Here is a 16,404-nt window from a genome sequence, read left to right as displayed (position 1 = left end):
AAAAAACGTTAAATAAGTGATCAAAAATTCTTTTCGAGCCAGGACTTCATGCGCCCGAAAACCTGCTTGACATCCCGTGTTTCACGCACCTTCAGGCCGCGTTTCCTTTGTGTCTGCGCTTCAAGCAGCAAGCCGCAGGCGGTAGCGAAACGCGGGGTTTGCACGACATCGGCGAGCGCGCCGTGATACTTCGGCATGCCGAGGCGTACCGGCATGTGGAAAACCTCTTCGCCCAGCTCGATCATTCCCGGCATCACTGATGAACCCCCGGTAAGCACGATGCCGGAGGACAACACCTCTTCGAAGCCGGAACGACGCAGTTCGGCCTGGATCAGCTCGAACAGCTCCTCGACACGCGGCTGTATGACGTCGGCCAGCGCCCGGCGTGACAGCTTGCGTGACGGCCGGTCATCGACACCGGCCACATCGAGCACGTCCTCCGCATTCGCCAGATCGGAAAGCGCACAGCCGTATTTGCATTTGATGTCTTCGGCTTCGCGCGTCGGCGTGCGCAGCGCCATTGCGATGTCGTTGGTTATCTGGTCACCGGCAATCGGAATGACCGAAGTGTGGCGAATGGCACCTTGCGTCCAGATCGCCAGATCGGTCGTACCGCCGCCGATGTCGATGAGGCAGATACCCAGATCCTTCTCGTCCTCGGATAGCACGGCGTAGCTCGATGCCAGCGGCTGCAGCACCAGATCATTGACTTCCAGCCCGCAGCGGCGCACGCACTTGACGATGTTCTGCGCCGCCGAAACGGCACCGGTCACAATGTGCACTTTCACTTCCAGGCGGAACCCGCTCATGCCGATCGGCTCACGGATTCCGTCCTGATCATCGATGATGAATTCCTGCGTCAGGATGTGCAGGATTTCCTGATCGGCCGGGATCGGCATGGCGCGCGCCGTTTCAATCACGCGCTCGACGTCCATCGGCGTCACTTCCTTGTCCTTGATCGCCACCATGCCGTTCGAATTGAAGCTCTTGATGTGGCTGCCGGCAATCCCGGTATAAACCTCTTTGACCTTGCAGTCGGCCATCAGCTCGACTTCCTGCAGCACCCGCGAAATGGTCGCGACGGTATCCTCGATGTTGACCACCACGCCCTTTTTCAGGCCTTTGGAGTCCTGCGATCCCATGCCGATGATGTTGAGCCGTCCTTCCGGCGTGATTTCTGCGACCAGCGCAACGATCTTCGACGTACCGATATCGAGCCCGACGATGATTTCCTTGCTTTCCCTGCTCATGGCTTCCCTTTACTTTCAGTTGCTGGCGCGGCAGCGATCCGCAGCGCAAAACCATTTGGATAGCGCATATCCACGACACTCGGCCGCTGCCTTGCGGCGCTCAATACGCTCGGGTAATACTCGACAAAGCGCAGCAGGCGCTCGCTCACCGGTGCCTTCGGTTGTTGTCGCCCCAATTCGACGATCATTCCGTCGTCCAGTCGCAACTGCACGGCAAGACGCGGTGAAACGCTCAATGCGCGCGGTATCCGTCCGACGGGCTTGAGGATGTCCTCGGCCTGCTGGTAATGGCTCAGTATTTCCGGTGCCAGTCCTGTCGGACCGATCAGCAAGGGCATCGGTGCCGACGGCGGGGCGCTCAAGGATGCGGTGAACACTTCGCCATAGGAGTTCACCATTTGCCCCGTAGCCTGCCCCCAGAAAGCCACCGGCAGATGCTCCTCGATACTCACTTCGATACGCGACGGCCACTGCCGCCGTACTTCGGCACGACGCACCCACGGCAACTGTTCCAGAGACTGGCGCAAATCCTCCACTTTGATGCTGAAGAAATTTCCGCGCAGCAAGCCGCTGAGCGAGTTTTCCAGTTCGCTGCGACGGACTTCCCGCAACTCGTGCGTAACGAGTACTTCGCGCAGCGGGAAAAGGGGCAGGCGAGCACTCCAGACTACCGCCGCCACCAGCAATGCAGCCGTCGCTGCCACCAGGAGCAGATCGGTAACAGCGTTCATCAACTGCGGTTTGTTCCACATTCATCATCCCAAAGACAGTGGGGAGTGAGGAGTGAGGGGTGAGGAAAAAAAGCGCAGAAAAGGACACCTCACTCCTGAGTCTTCACTTTTCACTGTTGTCATGCTTTTCCTCCCAGCGTGGCCAGCGCCAGCACACGCACCACCAATTGTTCGTAGGAAATTCCCGCGACCCGTGCGGCCATCGGCACCAGCGAGTGATCGGTCATTCCCGGCGAGGTATTCACTTCCAGGAAGTACGCCTTGCCCTGCTCATCCATCAGAAAATCGACCCGCCCCCAGCCACGGCAACCGAGCACGCGGAACGCGTCCAGCGCCTGAGCCCGCAGCTCAAGCTCGCGTGATTCGGACAGCCCGCAGGGGCAGCGGTAGCTGGTGTCATCGCGCAGATACTTCGCTTCGTAGTCATAAAATTCGGTAGCCGGTTCAATCTTGATGATCGGCAGTGCCTGCATGGTGTCGCCTTCGCCGATCATGGCCACCGTGTATTCACCGCCAAGGACGCCCTGCTCGGCAATCACCAGCGAGTCATGCCTGGCGGCCGCCAGCCAGGCGGCGCGCAATTCACCGGCATGCCGCACCATCGAAACGCCGATCGATGAACCTTCGCAGGCCGGCTTGACAAAGAGCGGCAGCCCAAGCTGTTTCTCCACCGCGTCGAAATCGCTGTGCGCGTCAAGCATGACGAATTCAGGAATGGCCAGACCGACCGAACGCCACAGCAACTTGGTACGCCACTTGTCCATGCCCACGGCGGAGGCCAGCACGCCGCTTCCCGTATAAGGAATGTGCATCAGCTCGAGCGCGCCCTGGATCGTCCCGTCCTCGCCGTAACGGCCATGCAGTGCGATGAAGGCGCGATCAAATACGGCCAGTTCATCGAGCTTGCGCTCGGCCGGATCAAAAGCCTGGGCATCAACGCCCTGACGCTGCAAGGCGGCCAGCACACGCGCACCGCTGTTCAGCGACACCTCGCGCTCGGCCGACTTGCCGCCGAGAAGTACTGCAACTTTCCCGAAATCAGTCATACGCAAAACCCCTCACCACCAAGGCACCAAGGACACAAAGAATCACCAAGAAGAACCTGGTGTCCTGGTGCTTATGCATTTACCAGCTTTCCAGGTACGCCGCCGATCGAGCCGGCACCCATGGTGATAACTACATCGCCGTCGCGGGCGACATCGAGAATGGCTTGCGGCAGGTCGGCGATGTTCTCGACAAACAACGGTTCGATCCTCCCTGCCACACGTAGTGCACGCGCCAGCGCACGGCCATCGGCGGCAACGATCGGCGGTTCGCCGGCGGCATACACTTCGCCCAGTACCAGTGCATCGACACCGTTCAGCACGCTGATAAAATCCTCAAAGCAGTCGCGTGTCCGGGTATAGCGGTGAGGCTGAAAGGCCAGCAGCAAACGACGCTCGGGGAAGGCTCCTCGTGCAGCGGCGATGGTTGCCTTCATTTCCGCCGGATGATGGCCGTAGTCATCGACCAGCGTGAACTGGCCGCCACTGGCTAGCGGCACTTCGCCGTAACGCTGGAAGCGCCGGCCAACGCCCTTGAACTCGGCCAGCGCCTTGACGATGGCCGTATCGGAGACACCCAGTTCGCTGGCCACAGTAATTGCCGCCAGCGCGTTGAGCACGTTATGCACCCCTGGCAGGTTGAGCGTTACCGGGAAGCGCGTGACGCTGCCGTTGATGCGTACACAATCGAACCGCATCTGGCCGGCAGCCGCTACAACGTTTTCGGCACGCACGTTGGCGGCAGCGTCCAGACCATAGGTGACAATCTGCTTGGCAATCTGCGGAATGATTTCGCAGACATTGGCGTCATCGGCACAGAGCACGGCCACCCCGTAAAACGGCAGACGCTGCAGGAAGTCGACAAAGGCCTGCTTGAGCCTGCCGAAATCATGGCCGTAGGTTTCCATGTGGTCGGCATCAATGTTGGTCACAATCGAAATGACCGGCGACAGGAACAGAAAAGAGGCGTCGGACTCATCGGCCTCGGCCACCAGGAAATCGCCGGAGCCAAGGCGTGCATTCGCTCCGGCCGCGTTTAGCCGGCCGCCGATAACGAAGGTCGGATCCATGCCGCCTTCGGCCAGAATAGAGGCCACCAGACTGGTCGTCGTCGTTTTCCCGTGCGTCCCGGCAATCGCAATTCCCTGCTTGAGACGCATCAGCTCGGCGAGCATCTGGGCACGCGGCACCAGTGGCACCTTGCGCAGGCGGGCGGCAACGACTTCCGGGTTGTCATCCTTGACCGCCGTCGACACAACCACGGCGTCAGCGCCGACAATGTTCTCACTCGCATGCCCCGCCGTGATTCGAATGCCCAGCCCGGCCAGACGCCTGGTCGTTGCATTGTCGGCCAGATCGGAGCCGCTGACGCCGAAACCCAGATTAAACATCACTTCGGCAATTCCACTCATTCCCGAACCACCGATGCCGACAAAATGGATGTTTTTGACTTTATGTTTCATTTCACCACCTCCTCGCACACTCTTGCGACTTCGGCTGTTGCGTGCGGCCTGGCCATCGCGCGCGCGCGCTCAGCCATCTGCTGCAACTGGCCGCGCGTGTAGTTGCGGAGCAGACTGATCGATTCAGGTGTCATTTCGTTCTGCGGCAATAAAATCGCACCACCGGCGGAGGAAAGAAATTTGGCATTGGCCGTCTGATGGTCATCAACGGCGTATGGGAAAGGCACCAGAATGCTCGCTACGCCGGCCGCAGCCAGTTCGGCAACCGTCAACGCACCCGCCCGGCAGATCACCAGGTCGGCCCATTCGTAGGCGCCGGCCATATCGTCGATGAAAGCCACACAGTGCGCCTGCACACCGGCAGACTGGTAGTTGTTCAGCAACTGTTCGAGATGTTTGGAACCGGCCTGATGCACCACCTGTGGGCGCTCTTCGGCAGGCAACAGCCCCAGCCCTTGCGGCACCATTTCATTGATTGCGGCGGCACCCAGACTGCCGCCGAGCACCAGCAGATGGAGCGGCAGGTTCTCGTCAGCCGCGCGCTCGGCGAAACGTTCGGCGGGTTCCGCTATCCCGGCGATTTCAGGACGCACCGGATTGCCAACCCACTCGCCTTTGGGCAAGGCCTCCGGGAAACCGCAAACGATGCGCGATGCGAGCTTTGACAGCACCCGGTTGGCGAGGCCGGCAATCGAATTCTGTTCGTGCACAACCAGCGGGCAGCCGAGCAACACGGCCATCATTCCGCCAGGGAAACTGACATAGCCGCCCATACCCAGCACGACATCCGGCTTGACGCGGCGAATCTCGCGCAACGCCTGCCAGAAACCCGAGAGCAAAGCCAGAGGAAGCAGCAACTTGCGCAACAGTCCCTTGCCACGAAGCGCGCCGAAGCGCATCCAGGACATTTCATAGCCACGCGAGGGAACCAGTTTGGCCTCCATGCCCTCCGGATTGCCCATCCATACAACCTTCCAGCCCCGGCTCTTCAGCAGATCGGCAACGGCCAGACCTGGGAACACGTGGCCGCCGGTACCGCCGGCCATCACGAGCAGCGTCTTGCTCATAATTTAGCCCCGCGCATCAATTCGTAGTTTTGGCTACGGCCGCGCTGCGCGCTTAACTTGCTGCGCAAGTTAGCCTTCGCCGAAATCGTCAATTGATGAAAGACAGGAGTGCTCATAACTTCGCCCCGCGCATCAATTGACGATTTTCCCAATCGACCCTGAGCAGGATGGCCAGGGCTACGCAGTTGGCGAGGATTCCGGAACCGCCAAAACTCATGAGCGGCAGGGTCAGGCCCTTGGTCGGCAGCAGACCCATATTCACGCCCATGTTGATGAAACTCTGAATGCCGATCCAGATACCGATGCCTTGGGCCACCAGTGCCGAATACAGGCGATCGAGCGCCACGGCCTGACGGCCGATGGCAAAGGCGCGCTGAATGAGCAGGCCAAACAGGACGATGACCACGACGATGCCCGTAAAGCCGAGTTCTTCAGCAATCACCGCCAGCAGAAAATCGGTATGCGCTTCCGGCAGGTAAAACAGTTTCTCGACGCTGGCGCCCAGCCCGACACCGAGCAACTCGCCGCGTCCGAAAGCGATCAGCGCATGCGATAGTTGATAGCCGCGACCAAAGGCATCCGACCATGGATCCATAAATCCGAAAATGCGGTCACGCCGGTAGGGAGAAACGATGATGAGCACGGCAAAGGCGGCAACCAGCACGACAATCAGGATGGCAAACAGACGGGCACGCATGCCGCCCAGGAAGAGAATGCCTATGGCGATCGAAATGATGACGACGAAAGCACCGAAATCCGGCTCTTTGAGCAGCAGTACGCCAACCGCCACCATGGCCCCGGCCATCGGCAGAAAAGCCTTCTTCAAGTCATGCATGTGCGGCATCTTGCGCACTGTGTAGTCGGCGGCGTACAACACGGCGAACAGCTTCATCAACTCGGAAGGTTGCAGATTGACGATGCCGAGTGACAGCCAGCGGCGCGCGCCATTGACATCGCGACCGATACCCGGAATCAGCACCAGCGCCAGCAGTATGAAGCCGGCGACAAAAAGCCAGGGCGCCAGATGTTGCCAGGTCGCTAACGGCACCTGGAAGACAAAAGCTGCAGCAATCAGCCCGATGACCAGAAATACGCCGTGGCGGACGAGGAAATAGCTCGGATGATTGCCGGTATACCGCCCCACTTCAGCAATGGCTATCGACGCTGAATAAACCATCACCATGCCGATCAGCAGCAGTATCAAGCCGCTCCACAGCAGGGTCAAATCGACCTCTGCAGGCATCCGGCGGGGAGCGTCAAGCGCGGGCAACATCAGGCTACCTCCCTTTCCAGACTGCGCACGACGTCAATGAACACGGCGGCGCGATGGGCGTAGTCGCTGAACATGTCGAAACTGGCACAGGCCGGCGACAGCAGAACAGCATCACCGCGACCGGTTTGCGACGCGCACCAGCGAACCGCCTCGGCCATGTCGGCACAGTGCTTCACTGGAATTTCACAACCCTCCAATGCTGCAGCGATCAGTCCGGCGTCGCGCCCGATCAGTGCAACCCCCCGGGCATGCTGGGCAAGCACCTTCCTGAGCGGCGAGAAATCCTGCGCCTTGCCTTCACCGCCAAGAATGATCGCCACCTTGCAGCCCATCCCCTGCACTGCAGCCACTGTCGCGCCCACATTGGTGCCCTTGGAGTCGTCGTAGTAGGAGACCCCCTTGATTTTTGCGACGAACTCGACGCGATGGGCCAGGCCGGTAAACTGGGTCAGCGCCGGCAGCAGGCTGCGCGGCTCAACGCCGATCGCCTCGCACAAGGCCAGTGCCGCCATCGCGTTGGCGGCATTGTGCAAGCCCGCCAGTTTCAGCTCACTGAGCGTGATCAGCTTTTCATTGCCGCGCACCAGCCAGCCATCGGCCACACCATAATCGACTGATCGCGGTGCCGGGTTGAGGCCAAAAGTGACTAGCTTTCGGCCGCACCGACCGGCGCCGAGACTGCGATCGTCGTCACGGTTGAGCACCATCACGCCACGCCCTTTGAAGACACGTGCCTTGGCGGCCGCGTAATCATCCATACCGCTGTAGCGGTCAAGATGATCCTCACTGACATTGAGCACCGTAGCCGCGTTGGCTTTGAGCGTATGCGTGGTTTCAAGCTGGAAACTGGAGAGTTCGAGAACCCATACCGCCGGAGCGGATTGTGCAGTGAGCAGTGAGGAGTCGGGTGCACGCCTGTCGATGACCTCCATCAGGGCATCGAGCGCCGATGGCGAGATGTTGCCGCAGGCGATCGCGCGCTCGCCGACGGCATTGAGCAGATGTGCGGTCAGCGTCGTCGTTGTCGTCTTGCCGTTGCTGCCGGTAATGGCGATTATTTTTGTCTGCGGCATCAATTCTTGCACCGCCCAGGCAAACAGTTCGATTTCTGAAACCAGGGGCACGCCGCGCGCGACGGCGGCCTGCACTTGCGGCTCCTGCGCCGGCATACCGGGCGAGATGGCGATCAGATGCGTCCTGGAAAACGTTTCGGCCACCAACGGCCCGGTCAGCAGTTCGGCCTGCGGCACGGCAGCACGCAGGACAACCGCATTGGGAGGCTGCAAGCGTGTGTCGGCCACTCGCACAACGGCGCCCTGGCGGGCGAGCCATTTCGCCATAGCCAGCCCGCTCTCGCCGAGACCGATGACCAGAACGTTTTTGCCGAGTAGATTCATTTCAGCGGATCTTCAGCGTCGAAAGGCCGATCAGCACCAGCATGATGGTGATGATCCAGAAGCGGACGACAACCTGGGTTTCTTTCCATCCGCCAAGTTCATAGTGGTGATGCAGCGGCGCCATGCGGAAAATGCGCTTGCCGCCGGTATATTTGAAGTAGAGAACCTGTGCCGCCACTGACAGGGTTTCGGCCACAAAAATGCCACCCATGACGGCCAGCACGATTTCCTGACGCACGATCACCGCCACCGTGCCGAGCGCGCCACCCAGCGCCAGTGCGCCGACATCACCCATGAATACTTCGGCGGGATAGGCGTTGAACCACAGGAACCCCAGCCCGGCGCCAGCCATCGCCCCGAGGAAAATGGCCAGTTCACCGGCGCCCGGAATGTAGGGCATGAGCAGATATTTCGCGAAGACCGAGCTACCGGCAACATAGGCAAAGATGGCCAGCGCGGCGGCGATCATCACCGTCGGCATGATGGCCAGTCCGTCAAGGCCGTCGGTCAGGTTAATCGCGTTGCTGGTACCAACGATAACCAGGTAGGTCAGTGTGATGAAGCCGATCGCGCCGAGCGGATAGGTCACGGTCTTGAAGAAGGGAACAATCAGTTCCATCTGCGCGGGAACCGTCGACGACAAGGATAGATAGACCGCCACCGCCAGCCCCAGTACCGATTGCCAGAAATACTTCCAGCGACTGGGCAGCCCCTTTGGGTCGCGATAAACCACTTTTATCCAGTCGTCATACCAGCCGATGGCACCGAAGCCCAGGGTGACGATCAGCACGACCCACACATAACGGTTGGTAAGGTCGCCCCACAGCAGGGTCGTAATTGCTATCGCGATCAGGATCAGTACGCCGCCCATGGTCGGCGTACCGGTTTTGACGAGATGCGTCTGCGGACCATCCTGACGAACGGCCTGACCGATCTTCTTGGCGGCCAGCCAGCGGATCACGCGTGGACCGGCCATGAACGAAATGATCAGTGCCGTCATCGCCGACAGTACCGTGCGCAACGTGATATAGCCGAACACGTTGAACCCGCGGATGTCCTGCCCCAGCCATTGCGCAAGCATCAGCAGCATCAGATGCCCCCTTCCTGTTGCAGTGCAATGACGGCATCGGACACACGCTCCATGCGCATGAAGCGCGAACCCTTGATGAGAACAGTCGTTTCTGGTGTCAACTCGCCGATCAGGCTCCCGATCAAGTCTTCGACCTTCTTGAAATGCCGCCCACCCGCGCCAAAGTTGTGCGCGGCCAGCGCGCTCGAATCACCCAGAGCCAGCAAGCGGTCAACGCCCTGGCTCTTGGCATAGCCGCCTACCTCGTCGTGGAACTGGCCGGTCATGTCGCCGATTTCGCCCATATCGCCCAGAACCAGAATCTTTTTGCCGACGGTCGCCGCCAGCACGTCGATGCCGGCACGCACTGAATCCGGATTGGCGTTATAGGTATCGTCGAGCAAGATCGAGCCATTCAGTCCGGCACGCCGCTGCAAGCGGCCCTTGATCCCGCGGAAAGCGCTCAGGCCTTCGCGCACGTCCGCAAGGGGAACCCCGGCCGCCAGTGCGGCAGTAGCTGCAGCCAGGGCATTGCGTGCGTTATGCGCTCCCGGCAAGGCGAGCGCGACTTCAATCTGTTCACCCTGCGCCGAAATGGTCAGATGATTTTCCAGCCCGCGCACCTGATAGCACCCGCCAACATCCGCCGTTCTCTCGCAGGAAAAGCTGTGCACCCGTTTACCGCTGCTCTGCGCACGCCACAGGTCGTACCAAAAGTCGTCGGCGTTGATTACTGCCACGCCGGCCTCACTCAGCCCTTCATAGATGCTTCCCTTTTCAGCGGCAATGGCCTCGATCGAACCCATGCCTGCCAGATGCGCGCGCTGGGCGTTGGTCACCAGCGCCACCGTTGGCCGGGCGATACTGGAGAGATAGGCAATCTCACCCGGATGATTCATCCCCATCTCGATGATCGCCGCACGATGTCCGGTATTCAGTTTGAGCAGCGTCAGCGGAAGACCTATGTCATTATTGAGGTTACCCTGGGTAACCAGTACGGCATCGCCAAAAGTCACTTTCAGAATACTGGCGATCATTTCCTTGGTAGTGGTCTTGCCATTGCTGCCGGTCACCGCAATAAGCGGCAACGCAAAGCGGGCGCGCCAGTCGGACGCCAGTGTACCGAGTGCCAGACGGGTATTGGCCACAACAAGCAAGGGTAGGCCGATTGACTCAAATTTCTCGAGCGTATTGGAATCGACCACCGCAGCGGCCGCACCGCGCGCTTTGGCGGCGGCGACGAATTCATGACCATCGAAGTGATCGCCACGCAGCGCAACAAACAGTTCTCCGCCAGTAAGTTTCCGGCTGTCGGTTGAGACCTCGGAAAAAGACACGTTATCGCCCATCAAGGTACCGCTGATCGCTTTCGCGGCGGCTGCGAGATCCATCATCATGCTCATGACATACACTCCAGACGGGCAGCAAGTGCAGCGCTGGCCTCGGCAATATCCGAGAACGAGCAGCGCACGCCAGCGATTTCCTGGTACGTCTCGTGCCCCTTGCCGGCAAGCAGAATCACATCGGCCGGATGTGCCGCCAGAATCGTCTGTCGAATGGCCTGCGCGCGATCAAGAATGAGTTCGGCGCCCGGGGCCGCAATCCGGATTTCGTCAAGAATGGCCGAAGGCTGTTCACTGCGCGGGTTATCGCTGGTCAGCACGACACGGTCAGCCAGTTGCGCAGCGATTTTGCCCATCAGCGGACGCTTGCCGCGATCGCGATCGCCGCCGCAGCCAAAGAGGGCGACCAGACTGGCGCCACGCGCCCTGGCCACCGGTCGCAGCGCACGCAAGGCACGCTCCAGCGCATCGGGTGTGTGCGCATAGTCAACGATGATCATCGGTTCGTTGTCCCGCTCCAGGGAGCCACCCAGGGTTTGTTCCTGCGCTGCAGATTGACGCCGACCAACGACCTTTTCCAGCCGACCAGGCGGTGAAGTCAGTTTTGCAAAGCGGTCGGCAACGTCTTCCGGCGACAAGCCGGCATCGATCAACACGGCGGCAACGGCCAGCAAATTGGATACGTTAAAGCGTCCGAGCAATCCGCTCTCGACCGGCGCCCGACCATTCGGCGCACAGAGTGTGAAGCGCAGGCCGTGAATGGTTTCCTCAACATTCTCGGCGCGGATCACACCCTGGCACGCGCTGGGCGCCTCGCTCTGCGTATAGCCCAGGATCCGGGCTGCCGTGCAGCGCCCGACCAATTCCCGGCCAAAAGGGTCATCGAGATTGATGACCGCCAAGCGCAGACGTGGCCAGATGAACAGCCTTTCCTTGGCTGCCGCATAGTTCTCCATGGTTCCGTGGTAGTCGAGATGGTCGTGCGTCAGATTGGTAAACACCGCCACATCGATCCGCGCACCGTCGAGACGCCCTTCTTCAATCCCGATTGAACTGGCTTCCAGCGCACAAGCCTGTGCTTCGGCAGCGGCAAATTCGGCAAGATAGCGCGTCAGGGTCGCCGCTTCGGGCGTCGTGAACCCGGTTTCAAGCAACTGATCCGGAAAACCGGCGCCGAGCGTGCCGATGATCGCGCAAAGACGCGGATACGCATGAGCGATCCACTGACTGATAGTGGTTTTTCCGTTGGTGCCGGTAATCGCAATCAGCGACAGCCGCTCACTTGGCTGGCCAAAGAGGGCATGCGCTAGCGGACCGGCAAGCGCACGCACACGGGTGGCTGGCAGATTGGAGATCTTCCAGTCGGGATTCCATACGAAGTCACCTTCTGCTTCCCACAACACCGCACAGGCACCACGCGCGATGGCGTCGGCGATATATCGACGCCCGTCGGCCAGATCGCCGGGAAAGGCGACGAACAGATCGCCGGGGCGAACCTGACGACTGTCGTCAGCGACGCCGCCCGGCTGCACGCCCAACGCGGCCAGTTGCTGGATGATGGCGTCCGGAGATTTGGCAAGCGAAGACGTGGCCAGGCTGCTCACAGTTTCTCCTTGGCAGGCGATGCTTTCGCGGCGTTGCCACTCTGTGCCACCTGCACCCCAGGTGGACTTCCTGCAGCGCGCAGCGGGGCATCGGGCGCTATGCCGAGAGTACGCAACGCGCCGCCCATGACACCGGCAAACACCGGGCCGGCGACATCCCCCCCGTAGTGCTTGCCGCCACTCGGCTCGTCGATCATGATGGCAACGATCAGGCGCGGATCCGACGCCGGTGCAAAACCGACGAAAGACGATACATATTTGTTGGCGTATTGACCACCCTCCAGCTTGTGCGCCGTACCCGTCTTGCCGGCCACGCGGTAGCCCGGAATTTGCGCCTTCGGTGCGGTACCGCCCGGCTGGACAGCCATCTCCAGCATGGCGCGTACTTCACGTGCCGTTTGCTGGCTGAATACCGGTACGCTGCCCAGGGGCAGAGCATCCTGTTTGGTCAGCGTCAGCGGGATCATGTCGCCATCGCGCGCGAAAACGGAGTAAGCACGCGCCAGTTGCATCAGGGAAACCGAAATACCATGCCCGTAGGACATCGTCGCCTGTTCGATCGGGCGCCAGCTCTTCCATGGACGCAAGCGACCGCTGACTTCGCCCGGAAAACCAAGGCGCGAGACCTGGCCGAATCCGGCGGCGTCGAACATGTCCCACATTTGCTGCGAGCTCAGCATGCCGGCGATTTTTGCCGCACCGACGTTGGACGACTTCTGGATAACCTGCGCGACGGTCAGCGCGCCATGCGGATGCGCGTCTGAAATCGTCGCACTGCCGATCGTCAACTTGCCGGGTGCGCAGTTGATGATCGTATCGAAGCGCACCTTGCCGCTTTCCAGCGCCTGGGCAATGGTAAATGGCTTCAGTGTCGATCCGGGCTCGAAGGTGTCGGTCACGGCGCGGTTACGCAGTTGCCCTCCCGACAGGCGCTCGCGATTGTTCGGGTTGTAAGTCGGCCAGTTGGCCAATGCAAGAATTTCACCGCTCTTGACATCTACGACCACAGCACCACCCGCCTTGGCCTTGTTGTCAATGATCGCCTGCTTCAAGTAGCTGTAAGCAAGATATTGAATCTTGGAGTCGAGCGCCAGGCGGATGTCCTTGCCGTCCTGTGGCGACTTGATCGAACCCACGTCCTCGACGATCTGGCCACGCCGGTCCTTGATCACGCTACGACTCCCGGGATGTCCCAGCAACTGGCTCTGGTAGGCCAGTTCAACACCCTCCAGCCCCTTGTCGTCAACGCCGGTAAAACCGACGATATGCGCGGTCATCTCGCCGCTCGGATAATAACGGCGGTACTCCTTGTTCTGACCGATCCCGGGCAGTTTCAGTGCAGCGACTTTCTCGCCCACTTCGGGTGGCAACTGGCGCTGCAAAAAAACGAAGGTCTTGTCGCTGGCCAATTTGCGCGACAAGTCCTTGACGTCCATTTCCAGCAAACCGGCAAGCTTTTTACCCTGTTCCGGCGTAAGACGGGCATCAGCGGGTATCGCCCACACCGATTTCATCGGTGTCGAGATCGCCAGCACCTCACCGTTACGGTCGGCGATGCGGCCACGCGAGGCAGAAATTTCAAGATCGCGCTGGTAGCGCGATTCACCCTTTTCTTGCAGAAAATCGTTATTGAGTACTTGCAGATAGAATGCACGGCCGAGCAATACGGCAAAGCAGGACAGAATAAGCAAGGCCATCAGGCGCGAACGCCAAGCCTGCAAACGCAGCTTGAGCAGCGGACTTTCTGCGAAGCGGTGCGCCCGCGCGCCTCTGAAGCGCATCATCGCGACAACTCCCCGCCGTGTTTGACTGAAGCCGCTTCACCTGCCCTGCGCGGCAATTCTACCGGGTTGATGGTGATTATTTTTGCGGCTTCAGGCGTTTTCATCCTGAGCTTGTCGCGAGCGATTTTCTCGATGCGCGGCGATGTTGCCCAGGTCGACAACTCCAGTTGCAACTGGCCGAATTCAACCTCGAGCTGCTTGCTGCGCTCCTGTTCGCCCTCCAGCGCCTGGAAGAGCTTGCGCGCCTTGTGTTGCGAGGTCACCACGCTAAGCGCGCAGAGCACAACCACGAGCAGAAGAAGGAAGTTTAGGCGAACCATTTCAGGCGCACCCTCCAACCAGATTATTCGTGACCAGCCGTGCAACGAGCTTTTCGGCAACTCGCATCACCGCGCTACGCGCCCTCGGATTGGCGGCTATCTCCGCCGCGCCCGCCTTGACCGGCTTGCCCACCAGACGCAACCTGGGCGAAGGCAGATCGACCGAACGCAAGGGCAGATTCTTCGGCAAGTTATCCGGCGAAGCCTGCGCACGCATGAAACGCTTGACGATTCGATCTTCGAGCGAATGAAAGCTGATGACCACCAGCCGCCCGCCGCACTTCAGACTATCCATCGCCTGCGGCAGAACTAGCGCCAGTTGCTCGAGCTCTTGATTGACGTAAATCCGTAGAGCCTGAAAGGTACGCGTCGCCGGATCCTGGCCGGGCTCGCGGGTCCGCACGGCCTCGCGTACAAGCGCGGCGAGTTGGCCCGTGGTTGCAACAGGCCGCTCGCTCCGAGCAGCCACAATCTTCTTTGCAATCTGGAAAGCAAACCGTTCTTCGCCATAGTTTCTAATGACCTCCGTAATTTCTTTTATTCCGGCAAGCGCCAGAAAGGCCGCTGCCGTCTCGCCCTGCGTGGTATCCATCCGCATGTCGAGTGGCGCGTCGAAGCGAAAGCTGAAGCCCCGCTCCCCCTCATCGAGCTGTGGCGACGACACTCCAATATCCAGAAGCACCCCATCCACTGCATCAATCCCCGCCTGCCGCACCGCCACGGCGAGTTCGCCGAAACTCAGGTGGACCATGGTCAATCGTTGATCGTTGATTGACGCCGCCGCCGCAACCGCCTGCGGGTCACGATCCAGAGCCAGAAGCCGGCCGTTCGGGCCAAGCCGTTCAAGTATTGCGCGGCTATGTCCACCGTAGCCGAAGGTGCCATCGACGTACGTGCCGGAGGGTTTGACTTCCAGTGCCTCGACCGCCTCCTGCAGCATCACCGTCTGATGCGGCGAGACAACGCTCACAGCGCCAGATCCTCAAGACCAGGCGGCAACAACTGATCGCCCATGGCAAAGAAAACTTCCTGCTGCTTCTGCCAGCCGGCATCCGACCAGATTTCGAAATGCGTTCCCTGACCGACCAGCCAGACCTGCTTTTCAAACTGTGCAAACTGGCGCAGCTCGGGGGCAACCAGCAAGCGACCGGCTGAATCCATGGCTTCTTCGCGCGCGTTGCCGACGAGCAGGCGTTTGATGGCGGCAGCTTGCTGATTCAGGCTGGAAGCGGCGAGCACCTTGTCACGAATCGGTTCCCAGGCCGTTGCGGGATAAAGCAGGAGGCAACGATGCGGGTGTGCCGTCAATACCAGATGACCGCCGGATGCCGCCACGAGCGCCTCTCGGTGACGCGCCGGAATGGCTAGCCGACCTTTGGCATCGAGACTTAGCGCCGCTGCACCCTGGAACATCAAACCCACCCCCTTGCTGAATTGCCCGACAATATCCCAAATTACCCACTTTTCACCACAAGACCCCACTTTAAGACAAAGAATTGGGCAATGCAAGCGATTTTTTGCAGTTTTTTTCAATGACTACAAGGACTTAACATACATTTTGTAGAAAATATTTAAAAAATATTTCCTTTATAAAACAATGCTAAGAATAAGTAACTTAAAGTGGTTTGTTACGATGCATGGCCGATCGGCCACACTGGCGCAAGTGCAAGAAAACCCACCCCCTGGAAAAACCCAGGGAACAGCACACACATCGGGGAAACTGGCGTCGCGCCAGAGAAACAGAAGAATTGCAGCGTGAATCGGCTAATTACCGATACGCCATTGGAGTACTTTCTGAAAGCGTGAAACCAGCAGGTAAGAATTGATCTTCACACGCACGATGGCGCAGGAGGGAGAGGCGGCGAATTCGGCCAGATAGGGATGGCGGGCGAGATACAGGTCGAGCAGGAGAGTGCCACTCTCGGCGTCAACTTCCTCCGCTTCCCCGATCGCCGTTACCGCCACCGAATCCTGCGTATCCGAACCCTTGTTTTCGCGATTATCGATCAGCAGGGCAACCCGGGAGTTAGCCTTGAGATTGGCGAACTTGCGCGTAGCCC

General features: G+C 59.9%; 15 protein-coding genes. All 15 read right to left on the bottom strand.

Annotated features, from left to right (window positions below; genetic code table 11):
* Positions 1 to 20 precede the first annotated feature (20 nt).
* Positions 21 to 1,250: a cell division protein FtsA gene (gene ftsA / locus JNM42_RS01095; protein WP_294264842.1), complete on the bottom strand. Its 1,230-nt coding sequence runs from the start codon at positions 1,248 to 1,250 to the stop codon at positions 21 to 23.
* Positions 1,247 to 2,002, bottom strand: a complete 756-nt coding sequence (locus tag JNM42_RS01090) for a cell division protein FtsQ/DivIB (protein ID WP_294264839.1) — start codon at positions 2,000 to 2,002, stop codon at positions 1,247 to 1,249. Before JNM42_RS01090 ends, ftsA begins: the two co-directional genes overlap by 4 nt.
* Positions 2,003 to 2,100: 98 nt before the next feature.
* Positions 2,101 to 3,027 (bottom strand): D-alanine--D-alanine ligase, encoded by a 927-nt coding sequence (locus JNM42_RS01085; RefSeq protein ID WP_294264836.1) that lies wholly within the window; start codon positions 3,025 to 3,027, stop codon positions 2,101 to 2,103.
* A 71-nt stretch (positions 3,028 to 3,098) separates the two neighbouring features.
* Entirely contained in the window at positions 3,099 to 4,487 is a 1,389-nt protein-coding gene (murC, locus tag JNM42_RS01080; RefSeq protein WP_294264833.1) for a UDP-N-acetylmuramate--L-alanine ligase, read from the bottom strand.
* Entirely contained in the window at positions 4,484 to 5,554 is a 1,071-nt protein-coding gene (murG, locus tag JNM42_RS01075; RefSeq protein WP_294264830.1) for an undecaprenyldiphospho-muramoylpentapeptide beta-N-acetylglucosaminyltransferase, read from the bottom strand. The genes murC and murG overlap by 4 nt, the downstream gene beginning before the upstream one ends.
* Before the next feature lie 112 nt (positions 5,555 to 5,666).
* Entirely contained in the window at positions 5,667 to 6,827 is a 1,161-nt protein-coding gene (gene ftsW, locus JNM42_RS01070) for a putative lipid II flippase FtsW (protein ID WP_294264827.1), read from the bottom strand.
* The gene (murD, locus tag JNM42_RS01065) at positions 6,827 to 8,224 is read right to left on the bottom strand and encodes a UDP-N-acetylmuramoyl-L-alanine--D-glutamate ligase (protein WP_294264824.1); all 1,398 of its coding nucleotides are present in this window, start codon (positions 8,222 to 8,224) and stop codon (positions 6,827 to 6,829) included. Before murD ends, ftsW begins: the two co-directional genes overlap by 1 nt.
* A 1-nt stretch (position 8,225) precedes the next feature.
* Positions 8,226 to 9,314: a phospho-N-acetylmuramoyl-pentapeptide-transferase gene (mraY, locus tag JNM42_RS01060; RefSeq protein ID WP_294264821.1), complete on the bottom strand. Its 1,089-nt coding sequence runs from the start codon at positions 9,312 to 9,314 to the stop codon at positions 8,226 to 8,228.
* Positions 9,314 to 10,687: a UDP-N-acetylmuramoyl-tripeptide--D-alanyl-D-alanine ligase gene (gene murF / locus JNM42_RS01055; RefSeq protein WP_294264943.1), complete on the bottom strand. Its 1,374-nt coding sequence runs from the start codon at positions 10,685 to 10,687 to the stop codon at positions 9,314 to 9,316. The genes mraY and murF overlap by 1 nt, the downstream gene beginning before the upstream one ends.
* 5 nt (positions 10,688 to 10,692) lie before the next feature.
* Positions 10,693 to 12,240, bottom strand: a complete 1,548-nt coding sequence (locus tag JNM42_RS01050) for a UDP-N-acetylmuramoyl-L-alanyl-D-glutamate--2,6-diaminopimelate ligase (RefSeq protein ID WP_294264818.1) — start codon at positions 12,238 to 12,240, stop codon at positions 10,693 to 10,695.
* Positions 12,237 to 14,024, bottom strand: a complete 1,788-nt coding sequence (locus JNM42_RS01045) for a penicillin-binding protein 2 (protein ID WP_294264816.1) — start codon at positions 14,022 to 14,024, stop codon at positions 12,237 to 12,239. Before JNM42_RS01045 ends, JNM42_RS01050 begins: the two co-directional genes overlap by 4 nt.
* The gene (ftsL, locus tag JNM42_RS01040) at positions 14,021 to 14,344 is read right to left on the bottom strand and encodes a cell division protein FtsL (protein ID WP_294264813.1); all 324 of its coding nucleotides are present in this window, start codon (positions 14,342 to 14,344) and stop codon (positions 14,021 to 14,023) included. The genes JNM42_RS01045 and ftsL overlap by 4 nt, the downstream gene beginning before the upstream one ends.
* 1 nt (position 14,345) lies before the next feature.
* Positions 14,346 to 15,314 carry a 16S rRNA (cytosine(1402)-N(4))-methyltransferase RsmH gene (gene rsmH, locus JNM42_RS01035; RefSeq protein WP_294264811.1) on the bottom strand — a complete coding sequence of 323 codons (969 nt, stop codon included), beginning with the start codon at positions 15,312 to 15,314 and terminating at the stop codon, positions 14,346 to 14,348.
* Positions 15,311 to 15,757: a division/cell wall cluster transcriptional repressor MraZ gene (mraZ, locus tag JNM42_RS01030; RefSeq protein ID WP_294264808.1), complete on the bottom strand. Its 447-nt coding sequence runs from the start codon at positions 15,755 to 15,757 to the stop codon at positions 15,311 to 15,313. Before mraZ ends, rsmH begins: the two co-directional genes overlap by 4 nt.
* A gap of 351 nt (positions 15,758 to 16,108) precedes the next feature.
* Positions 16,109 to 16,404 (bottom strand): pyridoxamine 5'-phosphate oxidase family protein (locus JNM42_RS01025; protein ID WP_294264804.1); only part of this gene is annotated, 296 nt, incomplete at its 5' end.

Source organism: Propionivibrio sp. (genome assembly GCF_016790145.1).
Classification (GTDB): domain Bacteria; phylum Pseudomonadota; class Gammaproteobacteria; order Burkholderiales; family Rhodocyclaceae; genus Propionivibrio.
The sequence above is the reverse complement of the archived record's forward strand: the minus strand, read 5'-3'. Positions and strand labels throughout refer to the sequence as shown.

What these genes read in the sequence shown, in the direction of transcription:
- ftsA (WP_294264842.1), bottom strand. Translation starts at nt 1,250, where the DNA reads ATGAGCAGGGAAAGCAAGGAAATCATCGTCGGGCTCGATATCGGTACG.
- JNM42_RS01090 (WP_294264839.1), bottom strand. Translation starts at nt 2,002, where the DNA reads ATGTGGAACAAACCGCAGTTGATGAACGCTGTTACCGATCTGCTCCTG.
- JNM42_RS01085 (WP_294264836.1), bottom strand. Translation starts at nt 3,027, where the DNA reads ATGACTGATTTCGGGAAAGTTGCAGTACTTCTCGGCGGCAAGTCGGCC.
- murC (WP_294264833.1), bottom strand. Translation starts at nt 4,487, where the DNA reads ATGAAACATAAAGTCAAAAACATCCATTTTGTCGGCATCGGTGGTTCG.
- murG (WP_294264830.1), bottom strand. Translation starts at nt 5,554, where the DNA reads ATGAGCAAGACGCTGCTCGTGATGGCCGGCGGTACCGGCGGCCACGTG.
- ftsW (WP_294264827.1), bottom strand. Translation starts at nt 6,827, where the DNA reads ATGTTGCCCGCGCTTGACGCTCCCCGCCGGATGCCTGCAGAGGTCGAT.
- murD (WP_294264824.1), bottom strand. Translation starts at nt 8,224, where the DNA reads ATGAATCTACTCGGCAAAAACGTTCTGGTCATCGGTCTCGGCGAGAGC.
- mraY (WP_294264821.1), bottom strand. Translation starts at nt 9,314, where the DNA reads ATGCTGCTGATGCTTGCGCAATGGCTGGGGCAGGACATCCGCGGGTTC.
- murF (WP_294264943.1), bottom strand. Translation starts at nt 10,687, where the DNA reads ATGATGGATCTCGCAGCCGCCGCGAAAGCGATCAGCGGTACCTTGATG.
- JNM42_RS01045 (WP_294264816.1), bottom strand. Translation starts at nt 14,024, where the DNA reads ATGATGCGCTTCAGAGGCGCGCGGGCGCACCGCTTCGCAGAAAGTCCG.
- ftsL (WP_294264813.1), bottom strand. Translation starts at nt 14,344, where the DNA reads ATGGTTCGCCTAAACTTCCTTCTTCTGCTCGTGGTTGTGCTCTGCGCG.
- mraZ (WP_294264808.1), bottom strand. Translation starts at nt 15,757, where the DNA reads ATGTTCCAGGGTGCAGCGGCGCTAAGTCTCGATGCCAAAGGTCGGCTA.